This is a genomic window from Novosphingobium sp. Chol11, from assembly GCF_900218065.1.
Lineage (GTDB): Bacteria > Pseudomonadota > Alphaproteobacteria > Sphingomonadales > Sphingomonadaceae > Sphingobium > Sphingobium agri.
Map to the genome: position 1 here is coordinate 1,136,943 of NZ_OBMU01000001.1, position 16,313 is coordinate 1,153,255.

The window sequence follows — 16,313 nt, forward strand, 5'->3', positions numbered from 1 at the left end:
TTCTGCGGGTTAGCGAAAAATTAACCTTTGTCCTTCAGAAGTTTTTTGGTTAATGAATTGGAGCAGACGCCGTTCTTAGGGGTTGACGGGATCTGCAAGGACAGGGGCTTCAATATGCGCGTTCTGCTAATAGAAGATGAACCGACCACGGCCAAGGCGATCGAGCTCATGCTCACGACCGAAGGCTTCAACGTCTACACTACCGACCTTGGCGAGGAAGGGCTCGACCTGGGCAAGCTGTATGACTACGACATCATCTGCCTCGACCTGAACCTGCCGGACATGCACGGATATGACGTGCTGAAAAAGCTCCGCGCCGCCAAGGTGCAGACGCCGGTTCTCATCCTTTCTGGTATCGCGGAGATGGATAGCAAGGTTCGCTCCTTCGGTTTCGGCGCCGACGATTATGTCACCAAGCCTTTCCATCGCGAAGAACTGATCGCGCGGATTCACGCCGTGGTCCGCCGCTCCAAGGGGCATTCGCAGTCCGTCATCCGCACGGGCAAGCTGGCCGTCAATCTCGATGCCAAGACCGTGGAAGTCGATGGCAACCGCGTCCACCTGACCGGTAAGGAATATGCGATGCTGGAGCTGCTTTCGCTCCGCAAGGGCACGACGCTGACCAAGGAGATGTTCCTCAATCATCTTTACGGCGGCATGGACGAGCCTGAACTCAAGATCATCGATGTTTTCATCTGCAAGCTGCGCAAGAAGCTGGCGCTCGCTTGCGGTGGCGACAACTATATCGAAACCGTCTGGGGCCGCGGTTATGTGCTGCGCGATCCTGATGAGGCGGAAGAGATTGCGACCAAAGTCGCCTGAACCAATATTTTCTAGCTGCTGAAAAAGGCCGGTGATCCATAATGGGTCGCCGGCCTTTGCGTTGGTACTGCGCTCACGTCCGCCCCGAACCATGTGGAAAAGGGCCAGCGATCCTTGTGGATCACCGGCCCTTCCATGTCAGGCGAATTAGGGGCGGAGGAAAGGGCTTAAAGCCTCAGGTGGGGGAACCGCCCCTTAGGGGTCAATTGTCCGCCTGATTGGAAGACGTGCTTTCACTGGAGCCCGCGGCTTGTCCGCTTCCAGACAGTTGGCCCGTGGCATTCAGCGCGGCACTTCCATTCAGAACGCCACCGCCGCTTCCAGCAGGTTGCGCGGCGCTGGATTGGGCCGTCCCGGCAACATCGCCAGCTGCCGATCCTGCACCATTAACGGCGCCGCTGGCCCGATTGCGTGCTGCGTCGGCCGTTGCGCTTGCTTTTCCCTGTGCCGCCGCGCCAGCGGTGACCGCACGATCTCGCACGGCGCCCGCCGACTGGCTCGCACCATCGCGAACGCCACCGACGGCATTGGCCACGTCATTGGTGCCCAACGTGTCTGCAGTCAGGCTGCCGCTTGCCGATCCGCTGGCAGAGCCCGAAGCATTTGCGCCGCGGCTTTTGCCCTTGCGGCTGACTGACCCAGCAGCAGCACCGTCGACGCGGCCTGAACCCGACCCGCCAGCCGACACACGGCCATTGTTGAGGTCAACGCTGCGATCAATGCCAATGCCGCCCGAGCCGTTCAATGTTCCGCCCAGCGATCCGCCAACGCCACCCAAAGTGCCGCCAAGGCCTCCACCCAAGCCGCCTCCGCCGCCAAGCAGCTGAGCAGACGCAGGAGCCGCGCTGAGGGCGGCGAGGCAAGCCGTGGCAAGAATGATTGTCTTCTTCATCGATCGTCTCCTTGTTCATTGTCGATCCGATGAAAGGAGAACGGGATCGGGATGCGACTTAATCCCAGGCGCCTCGACAAATTAAACAAATAACTGAAAATCAATTATTATTTCTGCATTCGCCGCAGATGATGCCATGGCCGAATGCTTTGCTGGGCCCCGCCTTCGCTTCTGCGATCAGCCCATTCAAGCTGCCTTTCGCCACCAGCCGTCCTGCAACGAGGGGCGCCGCGAAAGAAGTCCCTCTAACCCGGCCTTTTCCGCCATCGGTGCGGGCCGCATACATGTCGGCGCCAGGCGCTGCGAAATCGACGTGCCGTGCGCGGCCTGCTTCCGGCAGCAATCGGCCCCGGCCATCGACCCCCGTTACAGCCACGACGTCGGGATAGGATGCTGGATAGGCGGGAGGGGCAGCCGGGCCGTCATTGCCCACAGCAGCCACGATCCTGACCCCCTTGTCCCGCGCAAGACGGATCGCGCCTGCCAATAACGGGTTGCTGGGGCCCACCAAGCTTACCGTTACCACCTTCACCCCACGCGCGGCCATCCATCCCAGCGCGCGTACGATCGCAAATGCGCTGCCGCCGGCGGGATCGTCACCATAGACGTCTGCCACCAGAAGCGGCGTGCCGGGCGCTGCCCCCCGGATGGCGCCCGAACCGCTGATCAGGGATGCCACGGCCGTACCATGCGCACTGGCCCGGGGGGCGCCCCGTGCGAAGCCGCGCTGCTCGATCGCACCGGGGAGTGACGCGTGGCGGGCCACGCCCCCGTCAATGATTCCGGCAGCAGGCGATGTTACATTGGAGCCGCCCGCCAGAGCTGCTCCTTTCAATTTTGGTGCGGCACCTCCGGGAAAATAGAGATTGTCCGCGCTCGCCTCCGCTTCCGGCGCGATGGACCGGACCTGCTTCAGCGCGCTGGCTAGGCTCCGGCCAGCCGGTATCGTCAGCCGTGCGAGCGGCAGGCCGATCCCTTCGACAGTATCGCTCGCTACAGAATATCCCGCGCGACGAAGCGCTTCGATGCTTGTTGGACTTGCCCCCATCAGCAGGACGACGCCACGCCGTGCCACTTCCTGCCTGTCGTCCAGTTCGACGCTGTCACGATGCCGCCGGAGCAGGTCAGCAATCCGCGCTGTCCTTTCTGCCACCAGGCGCTCCGCAAGCCTGGCCGGGGAAAGCCGATCCAGTCCGCCACGATCTAACGCGCGATCGGCATTATCAAGCAGTTGGGGAACGGCATTGTCGATCGAACCCAATGCGCCACCGGGGGACGGCAGCAATTGCGCCTGAGCAGCCGGGCCCGTCAGCAGAAACCCAACAATGATCAAGGAACGATGCATCTTCATCTCAATCTCTTCACCCTCGCAGGGCCTGGGAGCAAAGCCCCCTGTCCTTTCGCATTCATCATGACCCATCGCGAATTAATTTCCGCTATATCCAACTCGTCTGGGATGAAACGCGCGAAGCCAGCCGTTTCATCCCTGAACATGAGATGGAGAACGGATGTCGTTTGAGAGCGATCTGTTGGCGATCCTTCCCCGGCTACGCCGCTTCGCCGTCAGCCTTTCGCGGGATCGCGCCGATGCGGACGATCTCTGCCAGGCTGCGCTGGAACGAGCGCTGAGGGCGCGCGACCAATGGCAGCCGGGGACAAGGTTGGACAGCTGGATGTATCGTATCATGCGCAATCTCTGGATCGATGAAGGCCGTTCGCGTCAACGTGCTTTGCGAACCTTTGCGCCGGAAGAAGCCGGGCAGAATGTCGGCTATGCGGGGGACCATGACGTGGAAGCGCATATGACCCTCTCCGATGTCGATCGGGCCATGCAGGCGCTTCCCGACGAACAGCGGGAAGCCATCGCCCTCGTTCTCGTGGAGGGGCTGTCATACAAGGAAGCGGCCGAAATCTTAGGCGTCCCGATGGGCACATTGACGTCACGTCTGGTCCGCGGTCGCGGAGCCCTTATCGAACTGTTGGGAGAAGCGGCATGACCGACATTGACGAAGCCATGCTGATCGCCTGGGTTGACGGAGAATTGGACGAAGTGAGCCGCCGCCGTGTCGACCGCGCCATCGCGGAAGATCCGGCGCTCGCCCAGCGGCTAGCGGCGCATCTTCAGCTAAGGGAACGCCTCTCTGGCCATTATGCGCCGGTCGAAGCGGAGCCGGTTCCACCGGGCATGCGGGCCCTGCTTGAAGAATGCGGCAAGATCATCCCGATCGGCCACTCATCAGCACCCCGGCAGCGGAAACTGTGGATAGGCGGCGCAATCGCGGCAAGCCTTGTGCTCGGCCTTGGAATAGGCCGCATGTCCCATGGTCCAACTGGGCCGATAGGGTTGAGCGATGGCATCATGATGGCGAAAGGCAACCTTGCGTCGGCGCTGGAAACCCAGCTCGCCTCTGCTCAACAAGACGCGCCCATCCGCATCGGTCTCAGCTTCAAACGGCGAGGCGGCGGGTGGTGCCGCAGCTTCGAAGGCAGCATCATGTCGGGCGTCGCATGCCGGGAAAGGGACGGGTGGCAGGTTGAGCAGTTGGTCGCCGCAGGGTCTCGATCTACGGAGTATCGTCAGGCTTCGTCGACAGACGAACGGGTCACCTCAACGATAGATGCCTTGATGGAAGGCGCTCCTGCCGACGCCGCGCAGGAAGCTGCCGCCCGGGCGAGCGGATGGCGGTAGCTTCAGTTCAGGTTTGCAGCAGCCAGCGATCGGTGCCTTGAAGACCGATCGCTGTCAGCTTGCCGCTCTTCCAGGCGCCCGTGTCTATGCCGATCCGATTTGCCTGCTCATCAACCTCAGTGGAGATGCTGTGGCCATGAACGACCATGTAGGGATGGGGCTGCCGGTCATGCAGAAATTCCGCCCTGATCCAGCGCAGGTCGGCTGCTTCCTGTTCTTCCAGCGGCAGTCCTGGCCTGATCCCGGCATGAACGAAAAGGTAATCGCGCATGACCAAGCTATCTTCAAAGGCGTCCAGGAAATCGACATGCTCGCGCGGCACATGCCGCAGCATCCATGACGCCATATCGCCATCGGTCATCGCTGCCCCGATGCCGGGTTCCAGGCCATAGCTCTCCAGCGTTGCTATACCGCCGATACGGCGGCAATAGGCCGCGAACTGCGCACTGCCGCGCGCGGCGCCAACGAACACTTCCTCATGGTTGCCCTTGATCAGGTGGACGTTGCGCGAAGCACCAGCGAGCGCCATAGCGCGCTCGATGACTGCGGCGGACTGCGGACCGCGATCCATCAGGTCGCCAAGCAGGACGAGATGGCAGGGCAGGGGAGCGCGAGCCCCATCGTCCTGTTCGATCAGTTCCAGCAACTGCTCGAAAAGGTCCAGCCGCCCATGAATGTCACCGATCGCATAGACCCGCCGGTCCGAACCGATATCCGGCACGAATGACGGCGCAGGCTGCGATCTGGAGCGGAAAAATCTAAACATCGCGCCCCATCCTCGCACAGCGTCTAGAGTCGAGGCAATGTGACGCCTTGCTGCCCCATATATTTGCCAGCGCGATCAGCATAGCTGACCTCGCACGGTTCATTGCCCTTGAGGAACAGGAACTGGCACGCCCCTTCATTGGCGTAGATTTTCGCTGGCAGCGGCGTGGTGTTGGAAAATTCCAGCGTCACATGGCCTTCCCAGCCGGGCTCAAGCGGCGTCACATTCACGATGATGCCGCACCGCGCATAGGTGGATTTGCCAAGGCAGATCACCAAGACGTCGCGCGGCACCCGGAAATATTCGACCGTCCGGGCGAGCGCGAAGCTGTTGGGCGGAATGATGCAGCATTCTGTCTTGCGATCGACAAAGCTGTTCGCCGCGAAATCTTTCGGGTCCACGACCGCGCTGTCGACATTGGTGAAAATCTTGAACTCGTCCGCGACCCGAGCGTCATATCCATAAGAAGAGAGGCCATAGCTGATGCAGCCGTCACGACGCTGATTTTCCACGAACGGCTCGATCATTCCATGGGACATGGCCTGCTCGCGGATCCACTTATCGGACAAAATCGACATGGTTTTTCTTAGCTCTTGCTGGGAGGAACAAGCCCCAAGTCATTGGGACCGAATGAGAAAGGAAGAAGTTCGGTGACGCTGTGGTGAGCAAAGGACCCGCCATCGGCAGCGGCACAATAAATCGCGATCGGCCGTCCGGCTACCTGCTCTGCTTCATTGAGGATCTGCCGGCACCGGCCGCAGGGTGTCACCGGTGACGCGTCGCCTCCGGCAACCGCGATGGCTTCTATGTCGGCCAGCCGTCCCTGCGCGTTCACCGCCGCAACAGCCACCGTTTCCGCGCAAAGCGAAAGCCCGAAGCTCGCATTCTCGAAATTCGCGCCGACGATAATCTCACCGCCAGCTAACCGCACCGCAGCACCGACGGCAAAGCGACTATATGGTGCATAGGCATTGCCCCGCGCCGCGCGCGCGGCCTCGATCAAGCTTTCGACATCCGCTTCCATGCTCATGGCGCTACCACGCCCCATCTCACCGGACCATCGACGCCATCGATATGGCGCATGTCATTCGCCGTCCACATCACCCATCGCCGGGTGGCATAGTCTGGCGGGAAGAAATTGCCGTCCAGCCACAGCGTCCGGTTTATGCCCGACGCGATGTCATATTCCTCCTCGAAAGCCTTCGAGATGTTGAGGAGGACGGGCTTTCCGGCATTGCTCTCGACCAGATTGACCAGCGTATTGAGTTCCGACAACACGGCGTCCCGCCCCGGCCGCGCAACGCAGTTCGGATCGAAGTCCAACCGGATCACCGGGGGCAGGGCGGCATTGTCGCGCGGTACGGTCGTGATGAAACGTGTCGCCTGACCTGCAGCCCGACTGCACAGGCTGAAATCCAGCACCGCGCCATAACGCAGCCCCGACGATCGCGCCGCAGACCAGTTCCGTGCAAAGGCAGGATCGCGGCCGTCCTTCCCCTTTGCCGCGCGGATATAAGCGAAATCAACGCCATTCGCGGCCAAGGTGCCCCAATCGATCGCGCCCCCGTCGGCGGTTACCGCCACGCCCTGAACCGGATAGACATCGCGCCCCGGCGCCCAGCGGCAGGCATAGACCCACGCGCCCGCCACCAGCAGAACGATGACAGCCGCGCCCGCAAGGATGCGGACCAGAAACTGGCCTGAAGAATGCTGGCGAATGTCCCCTTACCCCTTGATGTGCAGCACGCAGATCAGCGTGAACAGGCGTCGTGCCGTGTCGAAATCGACCTTGATCTTGCCCTCCAGCCGCTCGATCAGCATTTCCGCTGCGTCATTGTGAATGGCGCGGCGCGCCATGTCCACCGTTTCGATTTGCTGGGGCGAAGCGTTGCTGATCGCCTGGTAATAGCTGTCGCAGATCGCGAAATATTCCCGGATCGGTCGGCGGAACCGGCCCAAGCCCAGGATGATCGCCTCCAGCGGCTCGCCATCCTCCCGTTTGATCTCGATCACCAGCCGCCCGTCCTCGACGCGCAGCAGCACCCGATAAGGCCCGCCATAGCCATCGCCGTGGACGCGCTGAGGCGCGAAAAAATTGTCTTCAAGCAGGTCGAAGATGGCGATCCGCCGCTCCTGCTCGACGTCCGCGTTGCGCCAAAGGATCGTGCGCTCGTCAAGCGTGATGTCTATGATGCGCGGGTCGGTCATGAGTCCCTAGTCCCTGCTTGCGCGGCCGTTGAAAAGCAAGGGGGAGTTCTCCACAGCTTTGCAGGATCTGCCGTAGCTTGCCCCTTGCGCAGCCGGGCTGCTGGCGCGATGAGGGGGGGATGGTCGAATTGGTGCAAATGAATCCTGTCATGGAAGCAGGCATGCCTGAACTCCCCCGCAACGTGGAGGCTGAGGCGGCGTTGCTTGGCGCGCTGATGATCGACAACCGCATCGCCGAGGACATCCAGCTCAAGCTAAAGGCCGAGCATTTCTTTGAGCCTCTGCATGGCCGCATCTACGAAGCGGTCATGAAGCTGGTCGAGCGGGACATGGTGGCCAACCCCGTCACGCTCAAGCCGCTGCTGGAACAGGACCCGGCGCTCAAGGAGTTGGGCGGCGTCGGCTATCTGGCGCAATTGACCGGGAATGGCGCCGCGCTTCTCGGCGCGCGTGACTTCGCAACCCAGATTTACGACCTTGCTCTTCTTCGTCAGCTTGTGAATGTTGGCCGAGAACTCGTTGAAAATGCGCTGGATACGAGCGAAGATGTCAACCCACGCGAACAGATAGAGCAGGCGGAAGTCGCGCTCTACAAAGTCTCGGAAGGGGAGGGAGAAACCGGATCGGTCAAGAGCTTTGCGACTGCCACCACCATGGCGGTCCAGGTCGCCGAGCGCGCGCTCAACAGCGGCGGGCACGTTTCCGGCATCACCACCGGCCTCACCAGCCTCAACGAAAAGATCGGCGGCCTCCACAATTCGGATCTTATGATCCTCGCCGGGCGTCCAGGCATGGGCAAGACCTCGCTCGCCACCAATATCGCTTATAATGCGGCGTCCCGCTGGATGCGTGACCATGCGGACGGCATCCCGCCTGAAAAGAATATGGGTGCGAAGACCGCCTTCTTCAGTCTGGAAATGTCCGCCGATCAGCTCGCAACACGCGTGCTGGCCGAACAATCGGGCATTAGCGGCGAAGCGCTTCGCATGGGCAAGATCAGCCGCGCCGACTTCCAGAACCTGTCCCGCGCCGCGCGGGAGCTACAGGAACTGCCCCTGTTCATCGACGACACACCGGGCCTGACGATCGCTGCGCTGCGCACCCGCGCGCGCCGATTGAAGCGGCGTCATGACATCGGCCTCGTCATCGTCGACTATCTTCAGCTGCTGCAAGGCAGCGGGCGGGGCAGTGATAACCGCGTGCAGGAAATTTCGGAAATTTCCCGTGGTCTCAAGACCTTGGCTAAGGAACTTAATGTTCCGGTTCTGGCGCTTTCCCAGCTCAGCCGTGCCGTCGAGCAGCGCGAGGACAAGCGGCCGCAGCTGTCCGACCTGCGTGAATCGGGCTCCATCGAGCAGGACGCCGACATGGTCTGGTTCGTCTTCCGCGAGGATTATTATGTCGCGGCGAAAGAACCGGGGAACAAGGAGAGCAGCGAGCATCTTGAATGGGCGCAGGAGATGGAGCGGATCTACGGCCTCGCCGAACTGATCGTTGCCAAGCAGCGTCACGGCTCGACAGGCCGCATCCGCATGAAGTTCGACGCGAAGATTACCCGCTTCTCCGATCTCGCGGACGGCGGTTATATGGGTGATTATGAGTGAGGCGCCTGGCGCTGTTCCAGGCGAACGCCGGGATCGGTAGGGGCCTCAACTGGTAAGGAGCGCCTGCAACACCAGCGCCAGCCCAATCAGGCTCACCATGAAGACCAGCGTTCGCACCACCGGCACGCCAAGGGCATACAGCGGCAGATAGACGATCCGGGCACCGAGCCACATCCATCCGCCGATTGCAGTCAAGTCGCTCGTCCGCTCTGCTAGCACCACGCCGAGCAACGCGACGATGGCGATCGGATAAGTCTCAAGGAAGTTCGCCTGCGCGCGCACCAGCCGTCCGGCGACGGGTTCCAACGGCGGCAGCGTCTCATCGCGCGCGCCCATATTCCATTTCGGCCCATATTGCTTGGTTTTGAAATGCCCCGCTGCGAAGATATGGACCAATAGGAGTACGCAGCTCCAAGCCAATATTTTAAGTTCGATCGCCACGCTGGTCCCCTTTTCCACGACTGATGCTGCCCACAGTATCGCCATTCCTGCACATGCGCCATGATGCTCGTCGCGTGGATGGCTTTATGCCAGGAGCAACCGGATGGCGCTCGACTGAACGGAACCGTTCGATTATGCAGTATCTTAAGAACTGCCAATCGCATATAAGGACATCGCAGTGATCATCTCCCGGCGTCGCGCTCTTACCTTGCCCCTTCTTGCAAGTGCTTGGTCCGCTGCTCCAGCCTGGGCGCGCGAAGCTGGCAGAGGCTCGCGGCTACAATATACGGGCAATCCGCTGCGCCTGCCGATGGGCGTTTGCGACCCGCAAATCCGGATTTTCGATGACGTCGCTTGGCTCTATGCCACCCATGACGCTAGCCCCACGAGCCGCACCTTCACGATGAAGGATTGGCAGATCTGGCGAAGCGACAATCTCGTCAACTGGTCTCATGAAGGCACGCTGCGCCCGGAACAAACTTATTTCGGCAAGCCAAGCGACCACTGCTGGGCCACTGACGCCATCCGGCGCAATGGCAAATATTATCTCTATTTCTCCATGGGGCCTGAAAATATTGGCGTGGTCGTCAGCGACGCGCCCGCAGGGCCTTGGCGCGATCCATTGGGCAAGGCGCTGATCGCGAAGGGTCAGGTTCCCACCGAAACGCGCGACCCCGGCATATTACAAGAGGCTGATGGCACCAGCTATATCGTCTTCGGCACCTATGACTTTTATATCGCGCGCCTGTCCGAAGACATGATCTCGCTTGCGGAAACCCCGCGCCGGATCACGATCGCCGATCCGGAAGGGCCTTATCGTCTTGGTAAGACCGACGACAAACCGTTCCTGCATCGACGCGGGAAATATTATTATCTATCCTGGGGCACCTATTACGGCATTGGCACCTCGCCCTATGGTCCTTTCCAATGCAAGGGTCCCTTGTTGCTGCCCGAAAATGTGGAGCCGTCCTTCCTCAACGACAACTCCATGCGCGGCCGTTATGCGCCACCGCCCGGTTTCAAACCGAAAAATTGGCTGAACTTCGACCGTCATGGCTCCTTCTTCAAATGGCGCGGCCGCTGGTTTTTCGCGTGCAACGATCAGTCGCAGGAAGGCACCACGCCGCTATTTCGGCAGAGCGTGATCTTCAACGTCCACTATCTCCGCGACGGCAGGATTGCGCCGCTTAAACTGATGGCGAATGGCGTGATCTCACCAAAGAAATCTGGCTGAAACGTCGATCATCACCCGTCATGCCAGCGGAAGCTGGCATCTCTGGCTTAAGGTCGCGACACGCCTCACGAGATCCGAGCTTCCGCTGAGATGTCGTGATCTATTCAGCTCAGGCCATCAGAAAACAGGCTGGTTGGCCGGGTCCTCTGGATCAACCGAGGGCACGGGGATCGGCGTCACGGGCGAGTGAATGCCGCATTCCACCTTGTCCCAACCGCGCCAGCGTCCTGCGCGCGGGTCTTCACCCGGCAGCACCTTCGACGTGCATGGCTCGCAACCGACAGACAGATAACCCTGCGCTTCCAATGGATGGCGCGGCAGGTCATGCTCGGCGAAATAGGCTTCCAGATCGTCCTTCGTCCAGTCGCCCAGCGGATTGATCTTCAGGCGGCCGTCTTCCACCTCGAACCGCGGCATGTTCTGCCGCGTGGTTGACTGGAAAGCCTTGCGCCCCGAAATCCACGCATCCAACCCTTGCTTGGCGCGGTTCATCGGTTCGACCTTGCGAATGTCGCAGCAGCCGTCAGGGTCGTAGGACCAGCGGAGGCCCGTTTCGTCCTTCTTCGCCAGAACATCCGCATCCGGCGTGACCGACCGGCTGTTGATAAAGCCCATGCGGCTGATCAGGGTATCGCGATAGTTGAGCGTTTCCGCGAACATCTTGAGCGTATCGACGAAGATCACGGGAACGGACGTGTCGGCCCTCGCCACCAGATCCAGCAGCACGGCGCTTTCCGTGCCGAAGGAAGACACAACCGCCACCTTGCCGGCTAGACCTTCGGCAAAGACGGTCTTGAGCATCGTCAATGCATCCACGCCGTCGAAACGCGCGTTCAGCGCGTCCGCATCAGCCTGCGTGAAGGCAGGGCGGGCGTCGATGACGTCAAGCTGGCGGGCAGGTTCAGCCATATATACTCTCCGGGTGCCGCTTCGCCCAAACCGGGCTGCGGCCATCGACGGTCTTTTGATAGACGTCGGCATAGCGATTGAGGGCGCGCTCGACGGCGGCGTCGTCCAGCGCCTTGTCCGGGCGGAAGCTGTCAAAGCCGCAGCGGCGCATCGCGACCAACTGGTCGACGAGCACGTCGCCGACCGCTCGCAACTCGCCCTGATACCCCGCCTCACGCAGGATACGCGCCGCCGAATAGCCGCGTCCGTCGCCATAAGCGGGGAAGTTCACCTCGACCAGTGACAGCCGGTCAAGATAAGGCAGCAATTCGCGCGCATCCTCGCCCGCCTCGATCCTGACGGCGGTCGAATTGGACTGGCCCGTGAAGGATTCGACCGTCACGGCGGGTTCCTGCGCGGCTTCACCGTCGCGGAAAGTCAGGAACTCAACCATAGATTGCCTCCTTGAAGGGCTTCATGCCAAGACGGCGATAGGTGTCGAGGAAGCGCTCCCCTTCCTGACGCTCGGCGAGATAGAGGTCCGTCACCTTCTCGATGGCATCCACGACGCCATCCTCGGAGAAGCCGGGGCCGGTGATCTGACCGACGGCAGCATCCTGCGCACCCGATCCGCCGAGCGACAGCTGGAAATTCTCCACGCCCTTACGGTCCACGCCCAGCACGCCGATATGGCCGGCATGATGGTGACCGCAGGCGTTAATGCAGCCGGAAATCTTGACCTTCAGTTCGCCCAGCTCCTTCTGGCGGCCTGCGTCGGCGAACCGTTCCGAAAGCTTCTGCGCCAGCGGGATTGATCGCGCGTTGGCAAGGCTGCAATAGTCCAGGCCGGGGCAGGCGATGATGTCGCCGATCAGGTCCAGATTGGCTTCCGCCAGTCCGGCCTCGTCCAGCTTCTGCCAGATGACGTATAGGTCCGCCTTCTTCACATGCGGCAGGACAAGGTTCTGCGCATGGGTTACGCGCAGTTCGTCCAGTGAATAGCGTTCCGCCAGGTCTGCCACCAACTCGATCTGCTCGGCCGAAGCATCGCCCGGAATGCCGCCGCGCGGCTTCAGGCTGATGTTGACGATCGCATAGCCCGGCTGCTTATGTGCTGCGACCTGCCGGTCCACCCAGAGGGCAAAGGCCGGGTCGCTGCGATCGATATCTTCGCTCAACCCCTGCTCATAAGCCGGGTTGGCGAAGAAGGGCCGGATGCGCGCCAGTTCTTCACGCGGCGGATTGAGGCCGAGCGTGCGCATATGTGCGAACTCTTCCTCGACCTGCCGCTTATATTCCTCGACGCCCAGTTCATGGACCAGGATCTTGATCCGCGCCTTGTACTTGTTGTCGCGGCGGCCATAGCGATTATACACGCGCAGGCATGCCTCCAGATAAGGCACGATCTCATCTTCGGTCACGAACTCATTGATAAGCGGCGCAACCATCGGCGTCCGCCCCATGCCGCCACCGGCATAGACTTCCGCACCGATCTGCCCATCGCGCGATATCAGCTTGAGGCCGATATCGTGGAGCCGCATCGCCGCGCGATCCTCCTCCGCCGCAATCACCGCGATCTTGAACTTGCGCGGCAGATAGGTGAACTCCGGATGGAAGGTCGACCATTGGCGCAGCAGCTCGGCCCACGGGCGGGGGTCCGTCACCTCGTCGGCGGCGACGCCTGCATATTGGTCGGACGAGATATTGCGGATGCAATTGCCGCTCGTCTGGATCGCATGCATCTCGACCGTCGCCAATTCGGCGAGAATGTCGGGCGCGTCGGCCAGCTTGATCCAATTATATTGCAGGTTCGTGCGCGTCGTGAAGTGGCCATAGCCCTTGTCATATTTGCGCGCGATCTCGCCCAGCTTGCGCATCTGCTTGGCGGACAGCGTGCCATAGGGAATGGCAACGCGCAGCATATAGGCGTGAAGTTGCAGATAGAGGCCGTTCATCAGCCGCAACGGCTTGAACTGATCCTCGGTCAGCTGCCCGGCGAGCCGCCGCTGCACCTGATCGCGAAATTCCTCAACGCGGGCATCCACGATGGACTGGTCATAGCTGTCATAACGATACATGGTCAGATCACCCAGTTGCCGGCATCGGCGTCGTTCGGTTTAAGCGTGAGGTCGGGACGCACGGTCGGACCCAGAGCGCGAATGCGATCCTTGATATGGGCGGGACGCACACCTTCGTCCGTCACGGTTGCATCGATCACATAAGGAGCGACCACGCGTAGCGCCGCTTCCTCGGCCCGCGCCATTTCATCGCCCCGGTCGCCCACATCGACCGACTCGCCGACCTGCCGGGACCAGCCATCGCCCGCCCACCAGATCACGTCCCCGGTGCCAAGGTCATTCCCGGTCAAAATCTTCACGAATGCATCTCCGCCCCATTATTCATTTGTGCAGCAAAGCCAGCCAGCACATCCTGCGCCAGCGCGTAAGCCGCAACGTCCCCAACCACAATCAGCGCCGGGCTTTTTACCTGTTCCCGCACCACCATGTCGCCCAAGTCCGCCAGCAGCGTCCGGAGCGTCCGCATGTTCGCGCGCGTGCCATTTTCCATAACCGCGACCGGAATGGCGGGCGATACGCCATCGGCGATCAGCTTGTCGGCGATGTCGGTCGCCGTCGCCACACCCATATAGATAACCAGCGTGCGGCCATGACCGGCGAGCCCTGACCAGTCCTGATCCGTCAACCCCTTGCATTGCCCCGCCACGAAGGTCACAGCGCTTGCCGCATCGCGATGGGTAAGGGGAAGCTGCGCCTGCGCCGCACAGCCGATCGCTGCGCTGATGCCAGGCACGATTTCGACCGGCACGCCAGCCTTGCGGCATGCCTCCATCTCCTCACCACCGCGCCCGAAAACAAACGGATCGCCGCCCTTCAGCCGCACGACGCTGCGTCCGGCAAGCGCCAATTGCACGAGCAGGGCGTTGATGCCCTCCTGTGGCATCGAGTGACGGCTGCGCTGTTTGGCAACGGAAATCAGTTCGGCTTCAGGCGAGGCCATCGCCAATATCTCGGCCGACACCAGCCCGTCGTGCACGACGACATCCGCCTGCGCGATCAACCGCGCAGCGCGTAACGTCAGCAGTTCCGGATCACCCGGGCCCGCGCCGACGAGAAAAACGGTAGCAGGTAGTTGTTCGGCCATGCTGGGCAGATGGCGGAAGCGCGCAACGGTTTCAATTCAGAATGCTTTGCCGATGGCGAAGGAAAATTTGGGGCCATACTATCCCACCTCGTCATCCCAGCTTCCGCCAGAATGACGGAAGCGGCGAGATGAACCTCAATCTCCCATCCCACTGACATCCACTTCCTTCAGCCCGATCCCAATCGAAGCTCTGGGCTGCTCGATCTCCGCCGATGAAACCGGGTAAGCGCAATAATCGGCTGCATAATAAGCGCTCGGCCGGTGATTGCCCGAAATACCCTGACCTCCGAAAGGCGCAGACGATGACGCCCCGTTGGTCGGCCTGTTCCAGTTGACGATCCCCGCCCGGATATTCGCCCAGAATTGGTTATACAGCTCCGGCGATCCACCGATCAGTGATGCAGAAAGGCCATAACGGCTATTATTCGCCTCGGCGATCGCAGCCGGGAAATCGGGGACGCGGATCACCTGCAACAAGGGCCCGAACAACTCCACGTCGGGGCGCTCGCTCATGTTGGTCACGTCGATGATCGCGGGGCTCAACAAAGGCCGGTCTTCCGACAGCCGGACGAGATGCTTTATCGGCCGCCCGCCATGGCTCATCAGATAGAGGAAGCTTTCGGTGAGTTGGTCCGCTGCCTGATTGTCGATGACCGGCCCCATGAAAGGCGCAGGATCGGCATGGGGATGATCGATGATCAGCCGATCGGCGACTTTCTTGACCTCGCCGATCAACATATCGGCCAGTTCTTCCTTGACGATCAACCGGCTCGCGGCCGTGCAGCGCTGACCGCTCGACAGGAAAGCCGATTGCACGACCAGGACGGCGGCGCTGGCGATATCGCCGGTATCCCAGACGACGATCGGATTGTTGCCGCCCATTTCCAACGCCAATATCTTGCCCGGATTATGGGCGAACTGGCGATTGATCGTCAGTCCCGTAGCGGCCGAACCGGTGAAGAGAATGCCGTTGACGTCCTCATGCGCGGTAAGCGCTTTGCCCTCGTCCGGCCCGCCCAGCACCAGCCGCACGACGTCCTGCGGGACGCCCGCTTCATGGTAGAAGCGCACCAGCATCTCGCCCACTGCTGGCGTCTTTTCCGACGGCTTGAACAGCACGCCATTCCCGGCGAGCAGGGCAGGCACGATATGGCCGTTGGGCAGATGAGCGGGGAAATTATAAGGGCCAAGCACTGCCATCACGCCATGCGGCTTGTGCCGGACGGATTGGCGAGCACCCATCGCCGCTTCCAGCCGCCGCTGGCCGGTACGTTCCGAATAGGCGGCCACCGAGATATCCACCTTGTTCATCACAGCCGTCACTTCGGTCCGCGCATCCCAAAGCGGCTTTCCGGTCTCCCGTGCGATCAGGTCCGCCAGCGCCTCCTCATTGGCGCGCACGACATTGACGAAACGGCGCAGCGTCTCGATACGATAGGAAATCGGCTGAGCCGCCCAGGACGGCCATGCTGCCCTGACCGTCGCAACCTCCGCCTCCACATCGCTGGCATTTCCCTGCCACAGCAGTGCACCGGTGGCGGGTTCAGTTGAAGTCAGCGTTGCGGACATATACTTGGTATGGCGGATAACGGCCCGTTAGGGAAGCG

19 protein-coding genes are annotated in these 16,313 nt (G+C 61.3%); 5 read left to right on the forward strand and 14 right to left on the reverse strand.

The window, feature by feature from the left end; genetic code table 11:
• The first annotated feature begins 114 nt into the window (after window positions 1-114).
• Window positions 115-822 carry a response regulator transcription factor CtrA gene (gene ctrA, locus NCHOL11_RS05690; protein ID WP_097092755.1) on the forward strand — a complete coding sequence of 236 codons (708 nt, stop codon included), beginning with the start codon at window positions 115-117 and terminating at the stop codon, window positions 820-822.
• A 202-nt stretch (window positions 823-1,024) separates the two neighbouring features.
• Here ctrA and NCHOL11_RS05695 read toward each other — a convergent pair whose 3' ends face one another.
• Entirely contained in the window at window positions 1,025-1,714 is a 690-nt protein-coding gene (locus NCHOL11_RS05695; RefSeq protein ID WP_097091450.1) for a hypothetical protein, read from the reverse strand.
• A 100-nt stretch (window positions 1,715-1,814) separates the two neighbouring features.
• Window positions 1,815-3,065 carry a S8 family serine peptidase gene (locus NCHOL11_RS05700; protein ID WP_097091451.1) on the reverse strand — a complete coding sequence of 417 codons (1,251 nt, stop codon included), beginning with the start codon at window positions 3,063-3,065 and terminating at the stop codon, window positions 1,815-1,817.
• A 157-nt stretch (window positions 3,066-3,222) separates the two neighbouring features.
• On the opposite strand from NCHOL11_RS05700, the gene NCHOL11_RS05705 reads away from it, so the two are divergent.
• Complete coding sequence (locus NCHOL11_RS05705; RefSeq protein WP_097091452.1) at window positions 3,223-3,711, forward strand: RNA polymerase sigma factor; 489 nt, start codon at window positions 3,223-3,225, stop codon at window positions 3,709-3,711.
• Complete coding sequence (locus tag NCHOL11_RS05710) at window positions 3,708-4,403, forward strand: anti-sigma factor family protein (protein ID WP_097091453.1); 696 nt, start codon at window positions 3,708-3,710, stop codon at window positions 4,401-4,403. The genes NCHOL11_RS05705 and NCHOL11_RS05710 overlap by 4 nt, the downstream gene beginning before the upstream one ends.
• Window positions 4,404-4,410: 7 nt before the next feature.
• Here the strand turns inward: NCHOL11_RS05710 and NCHOL11_RS05715 are convergent, their stop codons facing one another.
• The 5 genes from NCHOL11_RS05715 to NCHOL11_RS05735 form a co-directional block, all read right to left on the reverse strand.
• The gene (locus tag NCHOL11_RS05715) at window positions 4,411-5,169 is read right to left on the reverse strand and encodes a metallophosphoesterase family protein (RefSeq protein WP_097091454.1); all 759 of its coding nucleotides are present in this window, start codon (window positions 5,167-5,169) and stop codon (window positions 4,411-4,413) included.
• 23 nt (window positions 5,170-5,192) lie between these two features.
• Window positions 5,193-5,747 carry a dCTP deaminase gene (gene dcd, locus NCHOL11_RS05720; protein ID WP_097091455.1) on the reverse strand — a complete coding sequence of 185 codons (555 nt, stop codon included), beginning with the start codon at window positions 5,745-5,747 and terminating at the stop codon, window positions 5,193-5,195.
• 8 nt (window positions 5,748-5,755) lie between these two features.
• Window positions 5,756-6,199 carry a cytidine deaminase gene (locus NCHOL11_RS05725; protein WP_097091456.1) on the reverse strand — a complete coding sequence of 148 codons (444 nt, stop codon included), beginning with the start codon at window positions 6,197-6,199 and terminating at the stop codon, window positions 5,756-5,758.
• A complete protein-coding gene (locus NCHOL11_RS05730; RefSeq protein ID WP_255254730.1) occupies window positions 6,196-6,819 on the reverse strand; it encodes a GH25 family lysozyme in 624 nt (207 codons plus the stop codon). The genes NCHOL11_RS05725 and NCHOL11_RS05730 overlap by 4 nt, the downstream gene beginning before the upstream one ends.
• Before the next feature lie 75 nt (window positions 6,820-6,894).
• Window positions 6,895-7,377 (reverse strand): UPF0262 family protein, encoded by a 483-nt coding sequence (locus NCHOL11_RS05735; protein ID WP_097091458.1) that lies wholly within the window; start codon window positions 7,375-7,377, stop codon window positions 6,895-6,897.
• A gap of 119 nt (window positions 7,378-7,496) precedes the next feature.
• Between NCHOL11_RS05735 and NCHOL11_RS05740 the strand changes: the two genes are divergently transcribed.
• The gene (locus NCHOL11_RS05740) at window positions 7,497-8,981 is read left to right on the forward strand and encodes a replicative DNA helicase (RefSeq protein ID WP_097091459.1); all 1,485 of its coding nucleotides are present in this window, start codon (window positions 7,497-7,499) and stop codon (window positions 8,979-8,981) included.
• Window positions 8,982-9,026: 45 nt separating this feature from the next.
• Here NCHOL11_RS05740 and NCHOL11_RS05745 read toward each other — a convergent pair whose 3' ends face one another.
• Entirely contained in the window at window positions 9,027-9,467 is a 441-nt protein-coding gene (locus tag NCHOL11_RS05745; protein ID WP_441339472.1) for an MAPEG family protein, read from the reverse strand.
• 133 nt (window positions 9,468-9,600) lie between these two features.
• Between NCHOL11_RS05745 and NCHOL11_RS05750 the strand changes: the two genes are divergently transcribed.
• Window positions 9,601-10,656: a family 43 glycosylhydrolase gene (locus tag NCHOL11_RS05750; protein WP_141397815.1), complete on the forward strand. Its 1,056-nt coding sequence runs from the start codon at window positions 9,601-9,603 to the stop codon at window positions 10,654-10,656.
• A 117-nt stretch (window positions 10,657-10,773) separates the two neighbouring features.
• Here NCHOL11_RS05750 and NCHOL11_RS05755 read toward each other — a convergent pair whose 3' ends face one another.
• The 6 genes from NCHOL11_RS05755 to astD all read right to left on the reverse strand — a co-directional run bounded on the left by NCHOL11_RS05755 (window position 10,774) and on the right by astD (window position 16,275).
• Complete coding sequence (locus NCHOL11_RS05755) at window positions 10,774-11,565, reverse strand: phosphoadenylyl-sulfate reductase (protein ID WP_097091461.1); 792 nt, start codon at window positions 11,563-11,565, stop codon at window positions 10,774-10,776.
• Window positions 11,558-11,998 (reverse strand): DUF934 domain-containing protein, encoded by a 441-nt coding sequence (locus NCHOL11_RS05760; protein WP_097091462.1) that lies wholly within the window; start codon window positions 11,996-11,998, stop codon window positions 11,558-11,560. Before NCHOL11_RS05760 ends, NCHOL11_RS05755 begins: the two co-directional genes overlap by 8 nt.
• A complete protein-coding gene (locus NCHOL11_RS05765) occupies window positions 11,991-13,622 on the reverse strand; it encodes a nitrite/sulfite reductase (protein ID WP_097091463.1) in 1,632 nt (543 codons plus the stop codon). The genes NCHOL11_RS05760 and NCHOL11_RS05765 overlap by 8 nt, the downstream gene beginning before the upstream one ends.
• A 2-nt stretch (window positions 13,623-13,624) precedes the next feature.
• A complete protein-coding gene (locus NCHOL11_RS05770) occupies window positions 13,625-13,921 on the reverse strand; it encodes a DUF2849 domain-containing protein (RefSeq protein WP_097091464.1) in 297 nt (98 codons plus the stop codon).
• Window positions 13,918-14,706, reverse strand: a complete 789-nt coding sequence (cobA, locus tag NCHOL11_RS05775) for a uroporphyrinogen-III C-methyltransferase (RefSeq protein ID WP_097091465.1) — start codon at window positions 14,704-14,706, stop codon at window positions 13,918-13,920. Before cobA ends, NCHOL11_RS05770 begins: the two co-directional genes overlap by 4 nt.
• Before the next feature lie 135 nt (window positions 14,707-14,841).
• A complete protein-coding gene (gene astD / locus NCHOL11_RS05780) occupies window positions 14,842-16,275 on the reverse strand; it encodes a succinylglutamate-semialdehyde dehydrogenase (RefSeq protein ID WP_097091466.1) in 1,434 nt (477 codons plus the stop codon).
• Window positions 16,276-16,313 lie beyond the last annotated feature (38 nt).